The organism is Labilibaculum antarcticum (genome assembly GCF_002356295.1).
Taxonomy (GTDB): domain Bacteria; phylum Bacteroidota; class Bacteroidia; order Bacteroidales; family Marinifilaceae; genus Labilibaculum; species Labilibaculum antarcticum.
In genome coordinates this window covers 214,399-239,059 of record NZ_AP018042.1, presented here as the reverse complement: position 1 = coordinate 239,059, position 24,661 = coordinate 214,399, and the positions used below count along the sequence as shown (strand labels likewise).

The 24,661-nt window shown below is 34.1% G+C and carries 23 protein-coding genes; 14 read left to right on the top strand and 9 right to left on the bottom strand.

Translation table 11 applies throughout. The features are described from left to right. Window positions 1–146: 146 nt before the first annotated feature. A complete protein-coding gene (locus ALGA_RS00875) occupies window positions 147–2,138 on the top strand; it encodes a monovalent cation:proton antiporter family protein (protein WP_096427505.1) in 1,992 nt (663 codons plus the stop codon). A gap of 14 nt (window positions 2,139–2,152) precedes the next feature. On the opposite strand, the gene ALGA_RS00870 is transcribed toward ALGA_RS00875, so the two are convergent. After that, a complete protein-coding gene (locus ALGA_RS00870) occupies window positions 2,153–2,731 on the bottom strand; it encodes a tetratricopeptide repeat protein (RefSeq protein ID WP_096427504.1) in 579 nt (192 codons plus the stop codon). A 117-nt stretch (window positions 2,732–2,848) separates the two neighbouring features. After that, window positions 2,849–3,199 (bottom strand): hypothetical protein, encoded by a 351-nt coding sequence (locus tag ALGA_RS00865; protein WP_096427503.1) that lies wholly within the window; start codon window positions 3,197–3,199, stop codon window positions 2,849–2,851. Window positions 3,200–3,384: 185 nt separating this feature from the next. Between ALGA_RS00865 and ALGA_RS00860 the strand changes: the two genes are divergently transcribed. The 4 genes from ALGA_RS00860 to ALGA_RS00845 all read left to right on the top strand — a co-directional run bounded on the left by ALGA_RS00860 (window position 3,385) and on the right by ALGA_RS00845 (window position 7,214). After that, a complete protein-coding gene (locus ALGA_RS00860) occupies window positions 3,385–4,653 on the top strand; it encodes a sensor histidine kinase (protein ID WP_096427502.1) in 1,269 nt (422 codons plus the stop codon). Between the two features lie 9 nt (window positions 4,654–4,662). Beyond that, the gene (locus ALGA_RS00855) at window positions 4,663–5,361 is read left to right on the top strand and encodes a response regulator transcription factor (RefSeq protein WP_096427501.1); all 699 of its coding nucleotides are present in this window, start codon (window positions 4,663–4,665) and stop codon (window positions 5,359–5,361) included. Window positions 5,362–5,433: 72 nt separating this feature from the next. Next, on the top strand, window positions 5,434–6,099 hold the full coding sequence (locus tag ALGA_RS00850) for a YggS family pyridoxal phosphate-dependent enzyme (protein ID WP_096427500.1): 666 nt from the start codon (window positions 5,434–5,436) through the stop codon (window positions 6,097–6,099). A 110-nt stretch (window positions 6,100–6,209) separates the two neighbouring features. Further along, window positions 6,210–7,214 (top strand): dihydroorotate dehydrogenase-like protein, encoded by a 1,005-nt coding sequence (locus ALGA_RS00845; RefSeq protein ID WP_096427499.1) that lies wholly within the window; start codon window positions 6,210–6,212, stop codon window positions 7,212–7,214. 37 nt (window positions 7,215–7,251) lie between these two features. Here the strand turns inward: ALGA_RS00845 and ALGA_RS00840 are convergent, their stop codons facing one another. Continuing rightward, window positions 7,252–7,773, bottom strand: a complete 522-nt coding sequence (locus ALGA_RS00840; RefSeq protein WP_096427498.1) for a hypothetical protein — start codon at window positions 7,771–7,773, stop codon at window positions 7,252–7,254. A 383-nt stretch (window positions 7,774–8,156) separates the two neighbouring features. On the opposite strand from ALGA_RS00840, the gene ALGA_RS00835 reads away from it, so the two are divergent. Beyond that, on the top strand, window positions 8,157–9,014 hold the full coding sequence (locus ALGA_RS00835) for a hypothetical protein (RefSeq protein ID WP_096427497.1): 858 nt from the start codon (window positions 8,157–8,159) through the stop codon (window positions 9,012–9,014). 40 nt (window positions 9,015–9,054) lie between these two features. Then, window positions 9,055–9,486, top strand: a complete 432-nt coding sequence (locus tag ALGA_RS00830; RefSeq protein ID WP_096427496.1) for a hypothetical protein — start codon at window positions 9,055–9,057, stop codon at window positions 9,484–9,486. Window positions 9,487–9,496: 10 nt separating this feature from the next. On the opposite strand, the gene uvrA is transcribed toward ALGA_RS00830, so the two are convergent. After that, the gene (gene uvrA, locus ALGA_RS00825; protein ID WP_096427495.1) at window positions 9,497–12,304 is read right to left on the bottom strand and encodes an excinuclease ABC subunit UvrA; all 2,808 of its coding nucleotides are present in this window, start codon (window positions 12,302–12,304) and stop codon (window positions 9,497–9,499) included. 200 nt (window positions 12,305–12,504) lie between these two features. On the opposite strand from uvrA, the gene ALGA_RS00820 reads away from it, so the two are divergent. The 4 genes from ALGA_RS00820 to ALGA_RS00805 all read left to right on the top strand — a co-directional run bounded on the left by ALGA_RS00820 (window position 12,505) and on the right by ALGA_RS00805 (window position 14,596). Beyond that, window positions 12,505–13,092 (top strand): RNA polymerase sigma factor, encoded by a 588-nt coding sequence (locus ALGA_RS00820; protein ID WP_394339907.1) that lies wholly within the window; start codon window positions 12,505–12,507, stop codon window positions 13,090–13,092. 112 nt (window positions 13,093–13,204) lie between these two features. Then, window positions 13,205–13,444, top strand: a complete 240-nt coding sequence (locus ALGA_RS00815; RefSeq protein ID WP_096427493.1) for a hypothetical protein — start codon at window positions 13,205–13,207, stop codon at window positions 13,442–13,444. A gap of 101 nt (window positions 13,445–13,545) precedes the next feature. Next, window positions 13,546–14,400 carry an SPFH domain-containing protein gene (locus ALGA_RS00810; protein WP_096427492.1) on the top strand — a complete coding sequence of 285 codons (855 nt, stop codon included), beginning with the start codon at window positions 13,546–13,548 and terminating at the stop codon, window positions 14,398–14,400. A 10-nt stretch (window positions 14,401–14,410) separates the two neighbouring features. Continuing rightward, on the top strand, window positions 14,411–14,596 hold the full coding sequence (locus ALGA_RS00805; protein ID WP_096427491.1) for an Arc family DNA binding domain-containing protein: 186 nt from the start codon (window positions 14,411–14,413) through the stop codon (window positions 14,594–14,596). A 41-nt stretch (window positions 14,597–14,637) separates the two neighbouring features. On the opposite strand, the gene ALGA_RS00800 is transcribed toward ALGA_RS00805, so the two are convergent. The 5 genes from ALGA_RS00800 to ALGA_RS00780 all read right to left on the bottom strand — a co-directional run bounded on the left by ALGA_RS00800 (window position 14,638) and on the right by ALGA_RS00780 (window position 19,376). After that, window positions 14,638–15,282: a YgjV family protein gene (locus tag ALGA_RS00800; RefSeq protein ID WP_096427490.1), complete on the bottom strand. Its 645-nt coding sequence runs from the start codon at window positions 15,280–15,282 to the stop codon at window positions 14,638–14,640. 122 nt (window positions 15,283–15,404) lie between these two features. Next, a complete protein-coding gene (locus ALGA_RS00795) occupies window positions 15,405–16,607 on the bottom strand; it encodes a 6-phosphofructokinase (protein ID WP_096427489.1) in 1,203 nt (400 codons plus the stop codon). A gap of 128 nt (window positions 16,608–16,735) precedes the next feature. After that, entirely contained in the window at window positions 16,736–17,392 is a 657-nt protein-coding gene (locus ALGA_RS00790) for a DUF4159 domain-containing protein (RefSeq protein WP_096427488.1), read from the bottom strand. Between the two features lie 7 nt (window positions 17,393–17,399). Further along, window positions 17,400–18,101 (bottom strand): 16S rRNA (uracil(1498)-N(3))-methyltransferase, encoded by a 702-nt coding sequence (locus ALGA_RS00785; RefSeq protein WP_096427487.1) that lies wholly within the window; start codon window positions 18,099–18,101, stop codon window positions 17,400–17,402. Between the two features lie 81 nt (window positions 18,102–18,182). Continuing rightward, window positions 18,183–19,376, bottom strand: a complete 1,194-nt coding sequence (locus ALGA_RS00780; protein WP_162845357.1) for a Pycsar system effector family protein — start codon at window positions 19,374–19,376, stop codon at window positions 18,183–18,185. Window positions 19,377–19,686: 310 nt separating this feature from the next. Between ALGA_RS00780 and ALGA_RS00775 the strand changes: the two genes are divergently transcribed. The 3 genes from ALGA_RS00775 (at window position 19,687) to ALGA_RS00765 (ending at window position 24,613) form a co-directional block, all read left to right on the top strand. Next, window positions 19,687–20,493, top strand: coding sequence for an SdiA-regulated domain-containing protein (locus ALGA_RS00775; protein ID WP_162845356.1), 807 nt, complete (start codon window positions 19,687–19,689; stop codon window positions 20,491–20,493). A 42-nt stretch (window positions 20,494–20,535) separates the two neighbouring features. Beyond that, the gene (locus ALGA_RS00770) at window positions 20,536–24,150 is read left to right on the top strand and encodes a BamA/TamA family outer membrane protein (protein WP_096427484.1); all 3,615 of its coding nucleotides are present in this window, start codon (window positions 20,536–20,538) and stop codon (window positions 24,148–24,150) included. A gap of 61 nt (window positions 24,151–24,211) precedes the next feature. Beyond that, window positions 24,212–24,613, top strand: coding sequence for a response regulator (locus ALGA_RS00765; RefSeq protein WP_096427483.1), 402 nt, complete (start codon window positions 24,212–24,214; stop codon window positions 24,611–24,613). The last annotated feature ends 48 nt before the right edge of the window (window positions 24,614–24,661 follow it).

Genomic DNA, 24,661 nt, shown 5'->3' with positions numbered 1-24,661 from the left:
ATCAGAATTAGCGGTCTTGTATAATTACAAATAAAGAAGCGAATCGTTTTACTCAATTGCATGGATAAATATAATTCTGTATCTTAAAATTGAAATTATAAAAATTGGGAAAATGCAATGACCTATAAAACCTAAATCAAGATTGAATGAATAATTATCTGGAAATAATTGTATTTATTGCAGGATTTCTGATCGTAGCAACGGCCGCTAATCGGATTTCTAAGTATTTCCCTAAGGTAAAATTACCGGTTATCACCGGTCTTTTAATTATTGGTATTCTTTCCGGTCCTTTTGTATTAAATCTAATTCCAAAACCAGCCATACCTAAACTGTATTTTTTTAATGAAATTTCGCTCTCTTTTATTGCTTTCGCTGCAGGTGCGGAACTCTATTTAAAGGAGTTAAAGGGACGAATGAAAAGTATAAAATGGATGACCTTTGGACAATTGTTTTTCACTTTTGTTTTAAGTGGCATTGCAGTTATTCTTTTGTCGGATAGTATATCTTTTTTGTCGGGTGCGAGTTTTAACATGAAGCTTGCTGTTGCACTTCTCATAGGAACCATATTTGTTGCCAGGTCACCGGTTTCTGCAATTGCGGTGATAAATGAAATGAGGGCTAAAGGACCATTTACGCAAACAGCTATAGGTGTAACGGTAGTAAAAGATGTTTTGGTAATCATTTTATTTACTATTTGTTTCGCTTTAGCAGATGCCTTACTATCTGATATTCATTTTGACATTTGGTTGTTGATTATTTTAATAGGAGAGTTGTGCCTTTCTCTTTTACTGGGCTTTTTACTTGGGGCGCTTATGAATTTTATTTTATCGTTAAGATCATCTACCTGGATAAAGTCTTTTTTACTCCTGCTATCTGGTTACAGCGTCTATTTATTAGCAGATTTTGTGCATAAAAAAAGTCAGATGTATTTTGGTTTTGATTTATATATAGAACCACTATTAGTATGCATAATTGGAAGTTTTGTGGTTGTTAATTTTGGTAATTTCCGCAGAGAATTCGTAAAGATAATTGAACTGGTTGTTCCTTTTATTTATGTTATTTTCTTTACACTCACAGGTGCTTCTATTTCAATAGATATTTTGAAAGATACATGGGAGATTGCTCTTTTATTTTTTACCATTCGTTTAGTAAGTATGGCAATAGGTGCATTTGTTGGAGGCACACTGGGGGGCGATCCATTACATTTTAATCGTATTTCCTGGATGCCATATGTTACTCAGGCTGGTGTAGCTATCGGATTAGTTGCAGTTGTTTCTGCTAAATATCCGGAATGGGGATCAGAGTTTTCCACCATTTTAATCTCAGTAATTGTATTGAATCAAATATTTGGGCCGCCTCTTTTTAAGTGGTCAATATTATTGGTAGGCGAAAGTCATAAGAAAAAAGGGTTATTGCATGAAAATAAAATTCAAAAAGCAATTATTTTTGGTTTAGAAGGTCAATCACTTGCTTTGGCTCGGCAATTAATGGAGCATGGCTGGTTGGTTAAATTAGTAACCCGAAACGAGGAGAGGGCCAAGTTAGAGTATCATGGTGTGGATGTTACCCATGTGAAAGAATTAAATCTGGTTGAATTAAAGAAGCTTGAAGCCGATAAAGCGGATGCGATTGTGTTGTTGAATAAAGATGAGGAGAATCTTAAATTTTGTGAATTGGCCTACGAACATTTTGGTACCCGAGATGTGGTTGTTAGGGTAAATGAGAGGAGCTATGTGAGTAAATTCCACGAGCTTGGAGCACTCATTGTTGAACCTTCTACGGTAATGGTAAGCTTAATGGATCACTTGGTGCGATCACCAGTTGCCACATCATTATTACTTGGCATGGAGAAAGATCAGGATACTGTGGATATTGAAATGCAAAATCAAGAATTACACGGCATTACCTTAAGGGATATACAACTTCCTACTGATGTTATTATTTTGGCTACTAAACGGAATAATAATACCTTAATTTCTACTGGATATACTCGACTTCGATTGGGTGATGTATTAACCGTGGTTGGTTCTGTGGAAAGTCTGGAAAAAGTCCGTTTAAAAATGGAAAATACAGACATACCCAATTATAATAAAACACGTTTTATGGGGAAATCAATTCCATACAAAAAAAATCTCTAAAGACCGATCCTGATTTACCAGCTTAAAAAAACAGTAGTCCAGAAGGCTAAGGGAACAACTGTATTCCAAATAATTTCTTCTCGATGACGAGCTCTGTATATCCGTTCATTTTCGACTTGAAACCGAATTGATTGAAGCATCTCGTAATAATCTTGTTGAGCTGTAATTTCTCGCTCTTTTCGAATATTATCTAGATAAATAATTGCCTCATGACTTTTATTTGGATTGCTGTTTAGTACTTCCAGTAAGTCTGATTCCGAATCATTTAATCGATTAACATGATAGAGTGCCATGCCTCTTTGTAGTCGGACTTCGGATAGATATGGTTTTTTATTGAGAACATGATCAAAATCTAGAATAGCATCTTCGTATTTTTTAACTTGCATTTTTGCATATCCTCTATCTTGAAAAATCGTAGAATAGTAAGGCATAATGTTAATAGCAGTGTCTAAGTATGATATGGCTTTTTCATATTTGCCTTGTAAAATAAGGGCTCTTCCATTGTCATGATATTCCTTATATCGTTCTACATTCTGAGAAAATACTCCAGAAAAATAGAATATACCTACAATTAAAAAAAATATGTTTTTCATATCGGAAAAGTTTAGACCCTAATAAATGAACTACTAAACAAGAACATAAATTGTACCAAACTGCATAAAAAAGCCCCTCAATTTACTTGAAGGGCTTATAAGATATCTTTACTATCCTTATGATTTTTTACAACATGCTTTTGTGCAATCTGCATCACATTTTTTTTCTGCTTTAGCTTCCTTTGTGCTACAATCTTTTTTAGAGGCTTTATCACATTTTTCAGCTTTAGCTTCTTTTGAACAGCAAGACTTTTTTTCTGCCTTGGCTTCTTTAGTGCAACAGGCTTTTTTACAATCCTTATCACATTTTTTCTTTTCAACCTTTTTTTCCTGATCTTGTGTTTGATCCTGATCCAGATCCTGAGACAAAGAAATCTCGTTGTCTAAAATTGAAATAACCGGCTGGCTGGCAAAACTTACCACATTTATAGCAAATACAAATAGAAGTCCGAATAATAATTTTTTCATGCTTTTAAATTTAAATATTAATTAATCTGTTTTTAGTCTTATTTTGAATTGTCCTATAAAGAACGTAAAAGATCTTTTTGTCTCTTGTTAATGATTTGTTAAAGCATAAATATTTCTTGAAAATTAAATTAAATTTGAATTGTGAGAACGACTGCAAAATAAAGATGTTCCGAAAGTAAAAGTCTATGAGTTTATCCTTTAAAACGTTATTGAAGAAAATTAAGGTTTATAGAATTCAGATATTTATTATCATCTCGATAATTGTTCTGTTACTTCTTCTATTAATTCAAATCAGCTGGATTAGTAGAGCCAGAAGTTTAAACGAAGAGCAATTCAATCATCGGGTTGGTTTGGCATTGCACGAATCGGTTGATGAGTTTACAAAAGATCAGCAAAGTTGCGAGAAGATGCGCAAATTTATGAACAAAGAGAAATACAATGCATCTGATAGTGAACTTTTAAAGCTGGAGGTAGGGCGATTGGATTCCATCATTCATCAACAGTTTAAAAATTATCAGATTCAATCTCCATATACTATTGAAGTGTTGAGTACCGCCGATGAACAACCCAAAAGCAAATGCTTTTATTATAGCTTGCGTAAAGCATTAAGTCATGATAAAGCAATATTAAATGTCTATTTCCAAAAAAGAGAGCAAAATTTAATGGATAGTATGGGAAGCATGTTTATTTGCTCACTAATACTCATTATTATTCTTTGTGTTTTTTTCGGAATTACGGTTTTTTCATTAATTAATGATAAAAAGATTTTGGGTCGAACGACGGATTTAATCAATAATATCGCACATGAGTTTAAGACACCAATGGCAACAATATCATTGGCTAGTGGAATGTTAAAGCGCGATAAAGTTCATGCTAATAAGGATCAAATAATTCATTATTCAAATATGATTTCTTCTGAGAATAATCGATTAAAGATTCAAGTTGAGCAGCTCTTGAAATTAGCATGTATGGAAAGAGGGGAATTAAAGTTGAGTTGGAATGAAATGCATTTGCACTCCTTGTTACTAGAATGTTCCGATTGTATATCTGTGCAATTAGCAGAGCGGGAAGGAACAATAAATTACAAGTTGAATGCAAAAAATGATATGGTTTATGGCGATAAAGATTTGCTTCAAAATGTATTGTTGAATTTGTTGGATAATGCAGTAAAATACTCCGGGGCTAAACCTGAAATTGAAGTTGAGACGAAAAACACAAACGGGCATCTTTACATTGCAGTATCCGATAAAGGGATTGGAATGACTAAGGAGGAACAGAAGCTTGTTTTCGATAGATATTACAGAGCCCCAACTGGTGATTTACATGATGTAAAAGGTTTCGGCATTGGCTTGTCTTATTCAAAAATGATAATAGATTCTCATAAAGGATCGATAAATGTTTTGAGTAAAAGGAACTTTGGCAGTACCTTTACTGTTGTATTACCATCAATCTAAAATTGTTTTATGACTAATTCTGATTCAAAAAATATATTACTAGTTGAAGATGATCCTAATCTAGGAATCATTTTGAATGATTTCCTGAAAATGGAAGGTTTTTCGGTTAGTCTGGCGAGAGATGGGGAGATGGGATTTGAGTCTTTCTCTAACTCGAAATTTGATATTTGCTTACTGGATTGCATGATGCCAAAAATGGATGGTTTTACTCTGGCAAAAAAGATTCGTAAAATAGATCAAAATATTCCCATTATTTTTTTAACCGCAAAATCTTTAAAGGAAGATAAATTAAAAGGATTCGATTTGGGAGGAGATGATTACATCACAAAACCTTTCGATGAGGATGAGTTAGTACGCAGAATTAATGCTGTATTAAAGCGGGTAAATACAGCCACCGAAGCAAAAGAGCAAGTATTCACTATTGGCCAATTTAATTACGATCATTCAAATCTCACGCTTACTTTTAATGGAGAGATTTCTCGCATTACCCAAAAGGAAGGTGATGTATTGTATCTATTGCTTCAGAATAAAAATAATGTGTTGCGAAGAGAAGATATTCTGGTAAATGTGTGGGGCGAAAATGATTATTTTATGGGCCGAAGTTTGGATGTTTTTATCACCAAATTAAGAAAACATCTGAAACTTGATACTCATATAAAAATTGAAAATGTACATGGAGTTGGTTTTATTTTATCAGAAAATAATTAAAGCTCCAAATAAGACATCTAAATCCATAAAAGTTGTAATTTTGAATCTGAAATTTAAAATCTGCAATTTGCCATGAGTATATCTCAAAACATAAATTCAATTCTTGAAAAAATTCCTTCTAATGTACAATTAGTGGCTGTATCTAAAACCAAACCAAAGGAAGATATCATTGAAGCCTACGAAGGTGGTTACCGTGTTTTTGGTGAGAACAAACCACAGGAATTAGCACAAAAATACAAGGATCTTCCTAAAGATATAGAATGGCATTTTATAGGTCATCTTCAGACTAATAAGGTGAAGTATATTGCTCCATTTGTGCAACTTATCCACGCAGTTGATAGTATTAAATTATTGATAGAGATTAATAAACAGGCAGAGAAGAACGATAGAGTTATTAATTGCTTGTTACAATTTCATATTGCTGCGGAAGAAACAAAATTTGGGCTAAATTTAGAGGAAGCAAAAACACTTCTAGGTTCGGAAGATTTTAAGTCGTTACAATCAATTAGAATTGTTGGTGTAATGGGAATGGCTACATATTCCAATGATGAAAACCTTATCCGAAAAGAATTTCGAAGTCTTGCATTTATTTTTGAAAGTTTGAAATCCTGGTTTTTTATAAATAAAGAAGAGTTTAAGGAAATTTCAATGGGAATGTCGGGTGATTATATGCTCGCAATAAAGGAAGGAAGTACCATGATTAGGGTCGGAAGTAGTATATTTGGATCTAGATATTAAAATCTAAGTATTTTAATAGGTTAAGTGAGTACTTTGGATGTACATATCTCTTTCAAATTACTATATTTGTTTGTCAACGATTGAAAAAACATAAAAAAAATCAAAATAGCATGATTAATCTTGAAACCACTTATATGGGATTACAATTAAAGAATCCTTTAATTGTTAGCAGTTCCGGACTTACAAATTCGGTAAGAAAAATTAAAATTATTGAAGAAAAAGGAGCTGGTGCTGTTGTTTTAAAGTCTTTATTTGAAGAACAGATTCGCAACGAAACAAAAAATCTGATTGGTAAAGATCCTGCAAATAGGAGTTATCCTGAGGCGGAAGATTATATTAATACTTACATTAAAGGGAATTCTATTTCAAATTACTTGACTCTTATTAAGGAGGCGAAGGAAGCCGTTTCGATTCCCGTAATTGCAAGTATTAATTGTATTTCTTCATCGGATTGGACTTCCTTTGCTAAGGAAATTGAAAAAGCCGGAGCTGATGCTATTGAGCTAAATGCGTTTATCGTTCCTAACGATAGAAACATGAGTTCTATTGAATACGAAAAATTATATTTTAATATATTTAATGCAGTTAAAAAGGAAGTGAATATTCCAATATCAATGAAAATTGGGATTTATTTCACTAATCTGTTTTCTGTTGCTGATCGATTAAATGCTGATGGAGCAGATGCTTTGGTGTTGTTTAATCGATTTTATGAGCCCGATATTGATATTGAGAAAATGAAAATTACAAGCGCTGAGGTTTTGAGCTCTGCAAGTGATATTCGTAAATCTCTTCGTTGGGTAGGTATGTTATCAGATAAAATTAAAGGTCTTGATATTTCGGCCTCTACCGGAATTCATAATGGAGAAGCCGCAATAAAGCAATTATTGGCAGGTGCCACAACTGTTCAGATTTGTTCCACAGTATATGAGCATGGATTTGATCAAATCACAACTATTTTGGAAGATATTACAAAATGGATGGTAAGAAAAGAATTTAAGACCGTTGGTGAATTTCGCGGCAGCTTAAATTATGGAAGTATTGAGGATCCGGGCTTATATGAAAGAGCACAGTTTATGAAATACTTTTCGAATAATGAAAAAGACGTTTTAATATAAAAAACAAAAGCCGCTTTTAAAGCGGCTTTTTCTTTTCTTATAGTTGTTCAATTATATGAATTGCTTCATGAATTAGTCCCTTTTTTTCAGGAGATGCTCCTGAAATGGCATCTTTAAGTTTAGCCATCTCTGTCGGTTTAACTTCTTCCGATATTTTCTCTGTTAGATTTTCGATAACTGTAAAAGCTTCAAATGAAATTTCAAAATCCGATTCAATTACCAAATCGACAAAAGTTGAAATGTACTTAGAGAAATCAATGCTGGCTTCCCAACAAATTGCAATTAGAATCTTTCTAATCGCAATGTATTTATCATCCCCGATTGCTTTTATAATAATCTTATCAGTGTCCTGATTTTTTAAATCGGCAAGAAAACTGTGGATCGTTGATTGTATCTCCCTTCCGGAATTGGAAATCATTAGATCCAACAGAAGTGTAATATCTTCTGATTTTCCATCTTTTCGTAATTGATTGATTGAATCGAGTACCACTTTATCATCCGTAGAGTTAAGCCCTAAGATTATAGCGTTGTGTAAATCCTTTTTACTAATATTGCTCATTAAATTGTTGATTTATTCGATGCAAAATTAGCAATTTTTATTCGTTTTTATTACTTCAAAAAATCACCGGTTTAATATTTGTCTTATCTATGGGTATATTTCTGATTATCAGGCAGTATCTCTTTGAGAAGAGCATTGCGATGGAATGGTATAAAAGTTTTTTATACGTAACTATTTTATCCATAGAATTCTTAAATGAATCCTATGATAAATTCAAGGTATTCGCCGGATTTATTGTCGGTTCGAGCAAGTTAAAGTCCAAATGATTATTTGCTTTTTCATTGTTTATTGTGAAATATTATTGAAAAAAGCGTCGGTTGTTTCCTGAAAAATTGTAATTTAAGTTCTTCGAAAGAGATATATTAATCTTCAGACCAGATTCTATGAGAAAAATTATTTGGAGTCTTTGTATTTTACTACTGTTCAATTCGTGCAATTTGTTTTCATCAAAAAATAAAGAGCAAGTATCTGAGGGGGATTTGCTGGAGAATCAGTTAATGAAGGAGAATTCTGAAAAGATTAAACGAATTTTCTTTATTCTGCCTAGTCCAATTGAAATTTCATTGCTGATAAAAAAAACAGGAGTCCATTTTAGGGAAGATTTACTGAATAAAACCGAGAATTTAGCTGGATATTCTACTAGTCCATCTAGAGCAATTGCACTTGGGGTGTATTGCGCTGATTTAAGCTATGCAAGTTTGAACGAGCAATATCAAATTTCAATGGAGTATATTAATGTGTCTAGGAATCTTGCAGAATCATTAGGTGTGTTAAGAACAGTTGAACAAGATAAGGTTCGCTTACTTGAAAATAATGTGACGAATAAAGAACTCATTGTTGATATTATTTCGGAGATTTATATGGAGTCAAACGAACAATTACGTGAGCAAGACAGATATTCACTAGCCACTTTGATGCTAATTGGTGGATGGGTGGAAAGTATGTATATAGCGACTCAAAGTGTTAATCCAAGGGATAAATCGCATCATGAATTAATCAAACAAATTTTAGATCAGAAGTTGTCTCTTGAGAGTATTAAAGCTGTTTTACGAGACAATCAGTCAAACCCTGTTATTAAACCCATTTATCTCGATATATTGCAATTGGAGAAATTATTTGAGATAAGTATTAAAAATACAGACAAGAAAGAGGATGAAGAATTTATTGATTCTGTTGATGGATTAGTATTTGTACAACTAATTGCGAAAGTGGGTGATATAAGAGAATATCTAGTGCATTAATACGGAATTAATTTAAGATTTAAACATACAGTATTTAAATATGAAATATTATTTACTATCTACTTTGTTTGTATTCGTTGTTTCTATTCAGGTAGGGACTTCTCAGTGCCGGGATTTTGCAAAAACAAATTGCAAACCAAAGCTTGAAAATTACGTTCACGATGGAAATTACAATGGTGTTTTTTTAAATCAGCAAGAAGAGGTAGAATTGCATAAAGCTTTTTTTACGGGGCAAGAATACAGGATCGTAGTGGGTGGTGAAGAGCACATGCCAAAAATTCATTTTAAGATTACCGACTCGGATCAAAATCTGATTTTTGATAATGAGGAAAGTAATTATATTGATCATTTTGATTTTGAACTGGATGAGGCTAAAACACTGGTTATATCATTGGATTTTATTAAAGAAGAACCCACAGGATTAAAATTAGAAAGTGGTTGTGTTTCTATTTTATTTGGAATGAAATTATAAAAAAAGGTTCCTAAATGGAACCTTTTTTAGTTAGTTTTTCTTTTAAATATTTCCCTGTATAGGATGCAGAGCAATTAATAGCATCTTCCGGAATTCCTTCAAAAACAATTTCACCTCCTTTAATTCCACCTTCAGGGCCTAAATCGATTAACCAATCGGCACATTTTATTATTTCCATATTGTGTTCAATAATAATCAAGGTGTGTCCTCTTGATATTAGGGCATTAAATGCATCCATTAATTTATGAATATCATGAAAATGCAATCCTGTAGTTGGCTCATCGAATACAAATAGACAAGGTTCTGCTTTTTCTTTAGCTAAAAAGGAAGCTAGTTTCACCCTCTGACTTTCGCCACCGCTTAATGTGCTGGATGATTGTCCTAGTTTCACATAGCCCAATCCAACATCAACTAATGGTTGTATTCGCTGAACGATTTTCTTTTCGGTAGTGCTTTTTCCTTCGGAAAAGAATTCTGTGGCTTCATTTACAGTCATCTCCAGAATATCATGAATATTCTTTTGATTGTATCGAACTTGCAGAATATCATCTTTAAATCTTTGTCCTTTACAGCTTTCACATTGTAAGTAGATATCAGCCATAAACTGCATTTCTACCTTAATAATTCCTTCTCCTTGACATTCATCACATCTGCCGCCATCAATATTAAAAGAGAAATGTGAAGGTTTAAAACCGCTATATCGAGAGGCTTTTTGGTCGGCAAATAGTTTCCTGATTTCGTCGTACGCTTTTAAGTAAGTTACAGGGTTCGATCTTGAAGATTTACCAATTGGATTCTGATCAACAAACTCAATATCCCGAATTAGATGCAAATCTCCTTTTATAGTATCGAAATGACCACTTTTATCGGAATAACCGCCGTAATGTTTCTTTAAGGCAGGATACAAGATTGTCTTTATCAACGAAGATTTTCCTGATCCACTAACGCCGGTGATTACAGACATGATGTTCAGTGGAAATTTAATGTTTAGGCCTTTTAAATTATTCTCCCTTGCACCAATTATTTCAATGTAATTATTCCATTTTTTTCGGGTGGCTGGCACCGGAATCATCATTCTGCCTGATATGTATTGCGCAGTCAAACTTTCCGAGGACTCTTTTAACTGCTCAAGATCTCCATGAAATACCACTTCACCGCCTAGTCTGCCAGCATAGGGGCCTATGTCGATAAGTTCATCTGCCGCCAAAATAATATCTTCATCGTGTTCAACAACAATAACCGTATTTCCTAAATCACGTAATTGCCTCAAAACTTTAATAAGTAATTCAGTATCTCTCGAATGAAGGCCGATACTCGGTTCGTCGAGAATGTATAATGAGCCAACAAGACTACTACCTAGTGATGTTGCTAAATTAATACGTTGTGATTCTCCTCCGGATAAGCTACTAGACAATCGATTCAGTGTTAGGTAACCCAAACCAACATCCGATAAGAAATTAATACGGTTTTTAATGTCAACCAGTAATCTACTGGCAATTTTTTCATCTGTTTTATCCAGCTGTAAATTCTGGAAAAAAACACTGAGTTCATCCAATGGCGTTAAAACCAAATCCTGAATATTTTTGTCATTTACTTTAATGTAGCCAGCTTCTTTTTTCAAGCGGGTCCCTCTACAGTCAGGACATATCGTTTTTCCTCGGTAACGAGATAACATCACCCGAAATTGAATCTTATATTGTTTAGCTTCCAGGTATTTGAAAAAATCATTCAAACCCTTAAAGTGCTTATTCCCGCTCCATAGTAGTAGCTTTTCCTCTTCGTTTAGTTCAAAATAAGAACGATGAATTGGGAAATCGAATTTGTCAGCAGAATAGATTAGTTTATTTTTCCATTCCTGCATTTTCTCACCTTTCCAGCATACAACAGCATCATCGTATATGCTAAGAGTCTTGTTAGGAATAACCAAATCTTCGTCGATACCGATTACTTTACCAAAACCTTCGCAGGTTGGGCAGGCACCAACTGGATTGTTGAAGCTGAAGGTGTGCACATTTGGATCTTCAAATACGATACCGTCTGCCTCAAAACGATTCGAGTAAGATTTGTAATCAGTACTGCCATCGATAGAAAGAAGGCATTCTCCTTTTCCTTCGTAAAATGCAGTTTGCAGGGAATCAGCTATTCTGTTTTGAGTATCTTCATCAGAAGAAACCCGTATTCTGTCAATCACAATATGTATGGGCTCATCTTTTTGAAGAAGATCCTGGTTTTCAATTGCATCAAAAATTTTGTGGATTTCACCTTTACTTTCTATTCTTGAAAATCCTTGTTGAGATAAAACTTCCAACTGTTCTTTTTTATTTCGATCTCCATTGCGAATTTCTGCTAAAATCATTACCGGAATACCTTCATCCTGACTAAGAATAAATTTCACAACATCGGTAATGGTGTACCTTTTTACAATTGCATTCGAAATGGGAGAGTAGGTTTTCCCAATTCTTGCGAAAAGAAGTTTTAGGTAATCGTAAATTTCAGTCGAAGTACCAACAGTTGAACGAGGGTTTCTTGTATTTACCTTCTGTTCAATTGCGATTGCAGGTGGTATTCCTTTAATGAAATCAACCTCTGGTTTGTCAATTCGTCCTAAAAATTGTCTTGCATAGGATGATAAACTTTCAACATACCTTCGCTGTCCCTCGGCATAAAGTGTATCAAATGCCAGAGAGGATTTCCCTGATCCTGAAAGGCCAGTGATAACAATAAACTTATTTCGAGGAATTTTAAGGTCAATATTCTTTAGATTATGAACTTTTGCCCCTTTTATATAGATGTATTTTTCTGAATTCTTGTCTGCCATATTTGTAATCCGATCATAGATTAGGTTTCTTATAAGTTTACTAAAATCGAATCTACAAAGATATTTAACTTCTAAACATTTTCAAATCTCATTAAAAATTAGTTTCTTGCATACTATTAGGAATATTTAGTAATCATCAATAATAAAGGAGACCTTGCTTATAGATTAACTTTACACTGTTTTATTAAATAGCTGTGAAATTGAGAAAGATTAATCCTACTGATTATGATCTCGTTAAGCAATTCATTGATGGTAACGATGATAGTATTGATACTCTTGTGATCCGACATAAGGACAGAGTATATACCTATATTTATCTAATCGTAAAAAATCATCAGCTTTCCGAGGACTTATTTCAGGATACCTTTATAAAGGTAATCCGATCTCTCCGTTTGGGGAAATATCAAGACAATGGGAAATTTTTGGCTTGGGTGCTAAGAATTGCTCACAATTTAATTATTGATCATTTTAGAAAAGAAAAGCAAAATAAAACCTTTTCGAAAGATGATTATGAATTGGATATATTCAATTCAGCAAAATATTGTGAGGAAACCTACGAAGATGAATTAATTCGAAATCAGATTCATTCTGATATCCGTAATTTGGTTGACGAACTACCAGATGATCAACGGGAAGTCGTAATTCTTAGACATTATAAAGGTTTGAGCTTTAAAGAGATTGCGAACCAGACTAATGTTAGTATTAATACTGCATTAGGACGGATGCGTTATGCTCTAATTAATATGCGAAAAACAATTGAAGATCGAAATATGAGTTTGACGTTTTAATAATAGATGTATTTATAAGACTGAAAAGTGATCGCTTTTGAGTCTTTTTCATGCTTAAATACTAAAGTAGAATTTAAAGCGTTAATAGGGAAATAGAAATAATTATTTGCCTATGAAAGATTTTTATACTCTTTTAAATTTTGATCGTAAAAATACCGGACAAGAAATGATTTCGCTTATGGATCGGCTTGCAAATTCTGATGTGTTTGAATCTGCTGAATTGCCTGAATATCTTGACAGATTCAAAGTAGAGTCAAAAACAAATCTTCTTCATCGTATTTTGGGATTTCGTCAATCCACAAAAAATGTAAATCTGAAATTTCCAGATATTGCAGAAATCTTATTAAACTAAAAATAAACCGGGGCATATGCTCCGGTTTTTTTTGTTCCAAAATTTTCAGATTCAAAAAAAAGACGTATATTGATATCAAAATGATATCAAAATAAATGATTATGAGAGAAGAAAAGAGTTATTCTGCAAAATCAGGATTTTTAATGGTTTTCATTGTCCTTGCTCTGTTAGTAATTGGCATAGGCGGATTACTAATGGTAAGGAATCCATTTTTCGTTATTTTTATTCCTTTGATTATTGCTTGTATACCTGGTTTTACAATTGTTAACCCAAATGAAACCTCTGTTTTGGTGCTGTTTGGAGCATATAAGGGAACCATACTGACTAATGGATTCTTTTGGGTAAATCCATTTATGGTAAAAAAGAAAGTGAGTTTGAGAGCCCGAAATTTGGATAGTGATCCAATAAAGGTGAATGACAAAATTGGAAATCCAATTATGATCGGAGTTGTTTTAGTTTGGAGAGTTCGTGATACTTACAAAGCTACTTTTGATGTGGATAACTTCGAACATTTTGTAAATATTCAGTCTGAGGCTGCTATTCGACATATGGCTGGTTCGTATCCGTATGATAATTTTGAGGATGAACAGGCTGAGATTACCTTACGTTCGGGTGGAAATAATGTAAGTGAATTATTGGAAAGCGAATTGACGGATCGATTAGCGATTGCAGGGATTGAAGTCATGGAAGCAAGGATTAACTATCTTGCGTACGCATCTGAAATTGCAGGTGCTATGTTGCGTCGTCAGCAAGCTACGGCAGTAGTTGCAGCACGTTTTAAAATTGTTGAAGGTGCTGTAAGTATGGTTGATATGGCTTTGGATCAATTGGCACAAAAGAATATTGTTGATCTTGATGAGGATAAGAAAGCTACTATGGTTAGTAATTTGATGGTGGTACTTTGTTCCGATAAAGATGTAACTCCAGTAGTAAATACCGGAACGTTGTATCAATAATTGATTAATTATGGCAAAAAAGAAATCATTTGTTCTGCGTCTTGATCCTGAGATGTACAAAGTGTTGGAAAAGTGGGCTGTTGATGAATTTCGTAGTACGAATGGGCAAATAGAATGGATTTTGAATAAAGCCTTAAAGGAGGCAGGACGAAAAAAGGATAATGGCTCGGAAGATGCCATTAAATTAGAAGAATAAAAAAAGCCCAAATGTTGCATTCAACATTTGGGCTTAACTTATTATGAGGATTTTTTTAATGTTTTTTGCATGATGGATTTGCCATCTTTCTCGGATGGTTCAAATCCCATTTTTTCCATATATATTAGATTCATTTTTGTATCGCAATAAACAGAATCGATATTGTGTTTGTGTAAAATATTACTCAATTGATTGTATAAATAAACCCCTACTTTAAAGTCGCGATATTGTGGTAAAGCATAATCTAATTCAATTCGTAATCCGGATTGGTCTTTAGATCCGATGAAAATTCCTGCAACTGCCATATCTCTCAGTACGAACATTCCCAATTGTCCTTTTTCCATTTTATAATCTGGAAAGAAACTCTTAATGTCCCTTTTATAAAAGTCAAGAAAATGCATTAATAATTCGTCATTTTCCTTTATCTCAATTATTTTAAAGTCTTCTTTGCGTTTGTACATTTTCTGTAGGTTATACACGTTTGCGCAAACAATAAGGAAATTCATTATTCCGACAGGTAGTGAGCCAATTAGAAATCCATAAGTAGAAAAAAGAATAGCTCCTGCTAAATTGTACCACCTCAATTTTACAATTGAAGTCATTGTTAAAGAAACTAAAACTAATACCGAAGCGGCATAGCCAATCCATTCAAGTAATTGAATGCCTAAAATGTTGTATTCCAGCATGATAAGTTAGATAGTGAAATCAATAATTAATAAAATGATTCAAAAAATGGTTGGTAGGTTCTTTTAAAAATAGAAACCTTCCGATAGCGAAAGGTCTCTCAATGTACTAAACATTTTTCTTCTTACAATCCAGTCATTAAAAATAGTGGTTGCATCTCGAAACTGTTGTATTTTGGTCTTAAGCGATCAACATTGTAATATCGATCAACATCAACTAATTTTTTAGAACTAGTAACGATATCTATTGGAGCATTATCATATCTTCCATTTCTAAGTGTTATTAATCGGCCATGAACACCTTTAATAATTAAATCTAGTGCAAGATTTCCAAATGCCATAGGAACAATCGAATCGATAGCATCAGGATCGCCACAGCGAACCATGTATCCTAACTTTTGATTGATAACATTAATTGGCTTTGAATTGTTGTATTGGGGCGATAATCGTTTTAGGTGTTCTGAAACTCTGTCGCCAATTCCACCCAGTTTTTTGTGTCCATAATCGTCTCTAATATCATCCTGAAAAATCATTTCTTCCCCGGCTATGCTGGCTCCTTCCGAAATGAGCACTACCGAATAATGGCTTGGATTCGAGAAGCGATCTTGTATCATTAATTCAGTTAAGCGTTCCATGTTAAAATCGTGTTCTGGGATCACACATCTGTTTGCTGCACCAGCAAGTGTAGGTAGAATTGCCGTAAATCCTGCATAGCGACCAAAAACTTCCAATACAAGTAATCTTTCATGCGATCCGGCAGATGTTCTTAGGCTGTGTGTTAAGGAAATAGTACGTGTAATACAGGTGCTAAATCCAATGCAATAATCAGTACCAGGAACATCGTTATCCATTGTTTTAGGAATGGCGATTACCTTAAAGCCTTCCTTATATAAACGAACCCCATAACTTAAAGTGTCGTCACCTCCAATTGGAATTAAATAATCGATGTTTAGAAAAGCCAAATTAGCAAGAACTTCTTCGGTTAAATCATTTACATCATTATCGTATTTGTCTTTAAGGTGAGCAGGAATTCTATCTTTTGAGGTTTTTGAAGGATTCACTCTTGAAGTGTGAAGAAATGTTCCGCCAGTTCTTCCTACTTTGTTTACCAATTCTTCACTTAATGTTATGTAACTTTCGCTATTGTCTGCTTTTTTATCGCGTACAATATCTATTAAACCTCTCCACCCTTTGCGAATACCGATTACCTGATAACCTTCCCGAATTGCTCTAATGGTGACAGCACGAATAGCGGGATTTAATCCAGGGACATCACCACCACCTGTTAGAATTCCAATAATTCCTTTCGTTGAATTTGATTTTGCCATAGTTAATATCTTAAGTGATTGATTACAATGTAATATCACTATAAGGTATCATTTTGTTAAGAAAGATTCAAGTTGTTGGTGGATGAAGATTAGTTTATTGTTAGGTAATTGGGTAATTAAGAATAATTCTAATTACTAAAGGAGTAAGAAATGATGTTTGCGCCCATTTTTAGAGCCTTTTGATGATTGATTTCTGTATCGTTATGAACAGAAGGATCTTCCCAGCCATCTCCTAAGTCTGTTTCATATGTGTAAAAACAAACCAATCTTCCTTTGTAAAAAATGCCGAAGCCTTGAGGTGCTTTCCCGTCATGTTCATGTATTTTCGGAAGTCCCGTTGGGAATTCGTAAACCTGATGATAAATTGGATGGGAGTAAGGCAATTCAACCAGCTCTTCATTGGGGAATACCTTTTTTATTTCTCTCCTGAAATAAGCATTTAAGCCATAATTGTCGTCAACATGCAGAAAGCCACCATTTTCAAGGTATTTTCTTAAATTCGCAACTTCCTGGTTATCCAAAACGATATTACCGTGTCCGGTTAGGTGAACAATGGGATAGGAGAATAACTCAGGACTTCCTACTTCTACTATATTGGCATCTTTGTGGATGCTTGCAATATTATTACGATTACAAAATTTGATAAGATTGGGAAGAGATCCAGGATTCGCGTACCAATCGCCTCCGCCATTGTATTTTAATAAACCAATTCGAACAGTAGTATTTTGTGAAAATGAACACAAACTAATGAGCAAAAAAAATGCGATATGAATTATTTTACTCATGAAAAATTTATTGATTTTCTAAACTAATGATATTACAAGCAACAATTCCAGCAGTTTCTGTTCTTAAACGGCTTTCTCCTAAAGTAATTTCTTGAAACCCATTTTCTTTAGCCAGATTTACTTCTTCAATACTAAAATCTCCTTCGGGTCCAATTAATATTAACGCATTTTGCTCTGCCTTGTAAAGATTTTTTAGATGCGTTTTTTCACCTTTATTGCAATGAGCAATGTATTTTTCTCCATCGTAGGGTGCAGTTACCAAATCAGAAAATTTTGTTTGTTCATTAAGTATAGGGTGATAAGCTTTAAGCGATTGCTTAACCGCTGAGGTAATAACTTTGAATAAACGTTCCTGTTTTACAACTTTTCTTTCGGAGTGCTGACATAAAAGGGGAGTGAATTCATGAATGCCAATTTCAGTGCATTTTTCCATAAACCACTCTGTCCTATCCATGTTTTTTGTGGGTGCCAGAGCAATGTGTAACTTGTAATTCAGTTTCCCGAATTCCGTTTTGGTCTCAAAACATTCAACAGTACACCTTTTAGGATGAGCGTCAATTATTTTTGCTTTGTAAAGTGTGCCTTTACCATCAATCAGATGAATAATATCTTCTTCTTTTAGTCGAAGTACTCTAACGCAATGTTTCGATTCAATTTCATCCAGTTGATAAAATTTATTTTGAATATCTGGTGTGTAAAATAAGTTCATAAGCTTTCATCAGTAAGAAAAACATGATGTCACAAAGTTAGTCGATGTATTTCTTTTGAGGGATTATTTTGAAAGAAAAATTTACCAAATCATAGGTTGATAGATTGCCGCAAGAATAAATGTTAATACCGAGAATATTAGACCAAACATAAATATGGTATAAGATATTCGTAGGAAACGATATTTTCGACCTAAAACCTTTCCTAGGAAAAATTGATCTTTTATTAAACTATCATATAAATCATCGTAATCAGACATCATGCCTTTTAATGCACTTGAATAATCTGCAAGATCCATTTTATGAAAATTTCCGAAAAACATCAAATTCACCTTCTTCTTTTTAATATCTTCTTGCGAGAATGTTCCTGATGTAACAATCGGCCTGGTTGCCAATACGGAGTAGGTAATTGTAAATAGACAAACAATTAATAGGATAATGCAAGGGATAATGAAATGAGGAACGTCCATTATGTTTTTGAAAATAAAGAAGATCGCTGAGATGATGATCGAATTTACGGAAATCATTAAATTGGCTTTTTTATCAGCTATGGAGCTCAGGTTAATTTGATTTCTTGATGTTACCTTAAACATGGTTTCGATACCACGTTGTGGAGTTTTTAGCTTGATGTTTTGCTGTTCCAATTTACTAACCATATCGGTTAGTTTTTTAATTTCTTTAGTTTGGTAGGTACCTACCTTTTCTACTACTTTTTGATAATTTTCTTCTTTCTTTTTAGCAAGAGTTTTTTTGCCGTAAGTCGTCTGATAGTGATGCTCTTTTAAAAACCGTAAAGTTTCTTCCCAATACAATTTTGGAGGTACTTCGTGTTGAAGAATGCCACTTCTTTCTTCTCTAAGTTTTTCCGAGGTTTTCATGTAATTCTTAGACGATAGGTGATGCAAATCTGCATCACAAAGCACGTTACATATTTTTTCATCACACAAAAGATGAGGCATCTTTGTATGAGCAATAGCATTGGTTATTTGATTGATTTTTTCTTCTGGATAATTATGTTCTTCAAGAAATTTTCTGGCGTATGTCGCACTTATTTCTTCATGTTTGGCAAAGTTTTCATAGTAACCGGTATCATGAAACCAAGCAGCAATTATTAGGTTTTCCATTTCATTGGGAGATAATCCCGTTTCTAATCCTATTTTTTTTGCCTGTTTAACTACATTTTGAGTGTGTTTTAAGTTGTGATAGGTGAATATAGGTTGGTGGGTGCTTTCTATTAAGTTAGTAACAAATGTTTCCGCTTCATGGATGATATTCATTTCTCTTCTTTTTTTTTCTGATATAGACAAAATAAAATTGTAATGAATAAATATAGTCATTAAAGCGGAAATCGATTTGAAATTTTCTGAATAATCCTGTAGTTCCCTCTTTTTTGTTGGGAATTGAGCCTTATTTATGTAATTTTAACTTCCTAAATTAAAACCCAAAGCTACTCTTATTATAATGAGGCAATTTTTGATTTTTTCCTTTACTCTTATAAGTTTTCTTGTTTTTTTTGAATCCTGTCAGCAAAAGTCTGCCAATTCGAAATTGATATATGAATTAGACGACACCTATAAATTTCCATATTTGATAAGCGAAGCAGACGAAGAGTTTATGTTAAAAAATGAATTAAGGGAGATTTCTGGTTTGTCGTATTTTAATGATCATAGCTTGCTGTGTGTTAACGATGAGAAAGGGACAATCTACAAGTTCAGTTTAAAGAAAAAAGAAATAACTAAAAAGTATAAGTTTGATAGGTCCGGTGATTATGAAGGGGTGGAGGTTGTTGGTGATCAGGTTTTTGTATTACGTTCCGATGGGAATGTTTTTGCGGTTGATCACATGAGGGATGAAGATATTTTATCCGTAAAAAACAACACACAACTTAATGCTGGAAACAATACGGAAGGTTTAGGTTATGATTCAAAAAGCAATAGTCTTCTTATTGCCTGTAAGGGCAATCCTGGTATCGATGAAAAGTTTGAAGGGAAAAGAGCAATCTATAAATATTCTCTTGATTCCAATATATTGTCTGATTTCCCTGCTTTTTTAGTTGATCAGGAACGAATTCGGGAAATTTTGGATTTTAATGGATATACAAATTTTGCGATTACCTTATTGGAAAGTATTAATCCATCAGAAGGTGATGTTACCTTTCAACCATCGGGAGTGGCAATGCATCCTATTACCAATAATTTGTATGTGATTGGTTCGGTAGGTAAATTGTTAATTGTGCTTAGCCCGGAAGGAGAAATGCTTGCGGTTGTGAAATTAAGGCGAAGTATGTTCAGACAGCCCGAAGGAATTTGTTTTACTCCTGATGGAACAATGTTTATCTCTAATGAAGGGAAAGGCAGTGTTGCTACTATTTGTAGGTTTAATTATAATCAATAGTAAATTCCAAAAGTCGATTTGTCAAAAAAATAGTGCAAAATAATGAGAAAGATATTGCTGTATATATGTGTGTTATTTACTGTTAACACTGCCCTTGCTCAAAATAATAATTTTCCGGAAGCTCCCGATTCCTCAATGCTCGATCATTCTATTTTTTTTATGGGTGATGTGGGCGAGTCGGCAATTGTTGATTCAAATATTGAAATGCTGAAAAGCCAAATGGATCAGGTAGGGAAGAAAGGAACTTTGGTTTTTTTGGGAAATACAATATCAAAGGAATACTCGAAAGAGGAAATAGAAGATGTTGACGCAGATGATCCTGGTTTGGTTAAGCTGTTAAATTCGATAAGAGATTTTAAGGGAGAATTAATTTTTGTTCCTGGGGATAAAGAATGGAATCAAGGGAAACAACAAGGATGGGAAGCTCTTATGAATATTGAAACGTTTGTAGAGGATTATTTAGACCGGGGAGATGTTTTTCTTCCTTCGGGTGGTTGTCCTGGTCCTGTTGAGATTGACTTAACGAATGAAGTGGTTTTACTGATAGTCGATTCCCAATGGTGGCTTCACTTGGGAGATAGACCCGAGGCGGAGTGTGATCTGGAAAGTAATGATGATTTTTTAATCTTATTAAATGACGCCATAAAGAGGAATAAAAATAAGAAAATTGTATTTGCCACCCATCATCCTATATACAGCGCAGGAAAACATGGTGGAAATTTTGCCTTTCCCGGGCCAGTGGAATTGTATCGAAAATTTTTCGGAACATCTCAGGATTTTGCATATCCTTTTTACAAACAAATGCGCTACATGGCTCGACAGGTGGGGCGGGGACACGAAGGAATAATTACCGTTTCGGCCCATGATAACAGTTTGCAGTTTGCCAAAAAAGACGGATCGTTTTTTGTTGTTTCCGGTTCAGGAAGTAAGAGTGATTATGTGTCGCAAAAGAAAATGGATGTTGCCATTCGGGAAGTCGGATTCTCAAAAATAAACTTTTACTCAAATGATGAAGTTTGGTTGGAGTTTTGGGCGGTAGGAATAGATGGAAAGGGAGAGCCGCATTTAGCATTTCGGGAAAAGCTTTATACTAAGGATATTCCTTCGGAAGAGGATTTGATCAGTAAGTACAAAGAGATTGATTTTTCGGATAGTACCATATCGGTTGCCGCAAGTACGTTTTATGAAACTGATAGCAAATTAAAAACGAAGATGCTAGGTCAGAATTATCGAAAAGATTGGGCTACTCCTATAACAGTTCCCGTTTTTGATATTGCAACTGAAAAAGGAGGGCTAAAAATAATGAAAAGAGGAGGAGGACAACAAACCCGTTCTTTACGATTAAAAGCCAAAGATGGAAAGCAATATGTCTTGAGATCGGTTGAAAAATATACCTCGAAAGCGATTCCATCGGGATTAGAAGGTAGTTTTGTTGCAAATATTGTTCAAGATGGAATTTCTGAATCGCATCCGTATGCGGCATTAGCTATTCCTAAAATGGCAAAGGCTGTCGGAGTTTATCACACCAATCCAAAAATCGTTTATGTACCCGATGATCCTCGTTTTGGTATCTATCAGAATGGCTTTAAGAATGAACTGTTCCTTTTCGAGGAGCGTCCCAACGACGATGTATCTGATATGGATAATTTTGGGAATTCCGAGGATGTTTTAGGAACAGATAAGCTGCTAAAAAAGAGATTCAAAAATTCAGACCTTCAAATTGATGAAACGGCTGTATTGCGTGCCCGTTTATTCGATATTTTTTTAAATGACTGGGATCGGCATGATGATCAGTGGAGGTGGGCTACCTTTAAAAAAGATGGCAAAACTATTGCAAGGCCAATCCCAAGAGATCGTGATCAGGCTTTTTTCTTTAGCGATGGGGCAATTCCCTGGTTAATTAGAAGAAAATGGGCAATGCCAAAGTTCCAATCCTTCGACTCAATTGTCGAAAATGTTGATGGTTTAGGTTTTAATTCTCGTTATTTCGACCGGAATTTTGTGCAGTCTAAAGAAAAAGAGGATTGGATTGAAATGGCGGAGGAGCTAAAGGGAAAATTAAGCGACGATGTTATTATAGAATCGGTTAAAGGTTTGCCAAAGGAAGTGTTTGAAATTTCGGGCCTTGAGATCATAAAAAAATTAAAGGCAAGAAGAGATCAATTGCCAGCTTTGGCAATTAAATTTTATGATTTTCTGGCTAAAGAAGTTGATGTTGTTGGTACGAATGACAGTGAACTTTTTGAAATCAACTGGATGGGAAATGGCCAATTAGAGATTGCTGGTTATGAGCTTAGTAAAAAAGGGAATCAGAAGGACCGTTTTTATCGAAGAACCTTTACTAAGAATGAAACCAAGGAGGTCCGGATTTTTGGATTGGATGGAAAAGATAGGTTTGAGGTGAATGGCAAGAACGATAATGGTATAAAGATCCGAATTGTTGGGGGTAAAGGAAAAGATAAGTTTGATATTGACAATACTGAAAAGCAAAATTTGGTTATTTACGATAAAAGAAAAACTAAAGTAAAAGGAAATGGAGCTTATCGTAAGAGATTTGGGAAAAGCTCTGAGGTGAATACTTACAGCAGAAAATCATTTAAATATGATGTGGTAAGTCCTAATGCAAACCTTAATTTTGTAAGTGACGATGGTCTGATTCTAGGTGCTGGAGTAATTGTTAAAACTCAAGGTTTTAAAAAAGAACCATACGGATCACTCCATAAAGTTCTTGTGAATTATGCATTCGCTTATCCATCGGTTGAGTTAAAGTATTCCGGTGAGTTTAAACAGGTGTTTCGAAAAACTGACTTTTTAACAGATATTCATTATAATACACCCAATTTCCAAGGGTATTTTTATGGTTTGGGGAATGAAACTGGAAATCTTCAAACTGATGATGATGCTTATAATAGGATACGAATGGGACAGTTTGTAATTCACCCACGATTTAGAAGATATTTAGGAGATAAGCATAGCATAGCAATTGGTTCATTTTATCAGAAATTGGAGTTAAAAGCTACACCAAATAGGTTTATTACTGATTTTACCAATCCAAATAATAATCTGAATCCGTTAACCGATTTTAACACCAGAAGATATGTTGGTCTTAGTGCAAATTATTTATGGGATTCACGTGATAATTTAGTTACTCCTGCGAGGGGAATCTATTGGTCATCGAGCTGGAAATACTACAAGGGAGTAGAAGAAAATGATCAGGATTTTCATAAGTTAGAGACTGATTTGAGAATGTATTTTAGTTTTGGCAGGCCGCAAAGAACCATTTTGGCAATACGTGCGGGTGCTGCGCATAATAGCAGTGGTTATTCATTTTATCAAGCTAATAAATTAGGTTTAAAATCAAATTTAAGAGGCTATCGTCAAGATCGATTTGCAGGTGATGATATTGTTTTTCAAAATACAGATTTAAGACTTCGTTTGACTCGTTTTAAATCTTATTTTCTGAGGGGAGATGTAGGAATTTTAGGTTTTAATGATTTTGGGCGTGTATGGCTTGAAAATGAGAACTCTAATAAGTGGCACCATGGTTATGGTGGCGGATTTTGGTTCGCGCCTTATAAATTAATGGTAATTACTGCTAATTTTAGCCATTCAATAGAAGATAATATTGTTTCGATTGAATTTAAATATTTGTTTTAATGATTTAATATGATAATCGGATAAAACAATACATATTTACATTGAAAAAAAAAGCAAAATAATGGACGAAGAAAAGCCTGAGTGTGGTACCGGTAGAATACTGTTGGTAGAAGACGATTTTGTAAATGGTAAAATTATATCACGTCTACTGGAGTTGGAGAATATTCCTACTGCATGGGTGAAAAATGGCAGGGAAGCTCTGGATTTTTACAGGCAAAATAAAGATTCTGTTCTGATGGTGTTCATGGATTTGCAAATGCCTATTGTAGATGGATATCAAGCAACTCAGGAACTTCGAAAAAATGGATTTAAAAGACCAATTATTGCGATGACGGCTAATGCTTTTTCCGATGATCAAGTGAGATCTGCGGAAGCAGGAATGAACGATTTTCTTTTAAAACCAGTTTCGAAAATTGATTTGTCCATGATGGTTGAAAAGTGGATGAATAATGATAGAAATTAATAAAACTATATTTTTATAGAAAGTATTGTTCGGTTCATGAATAGATAT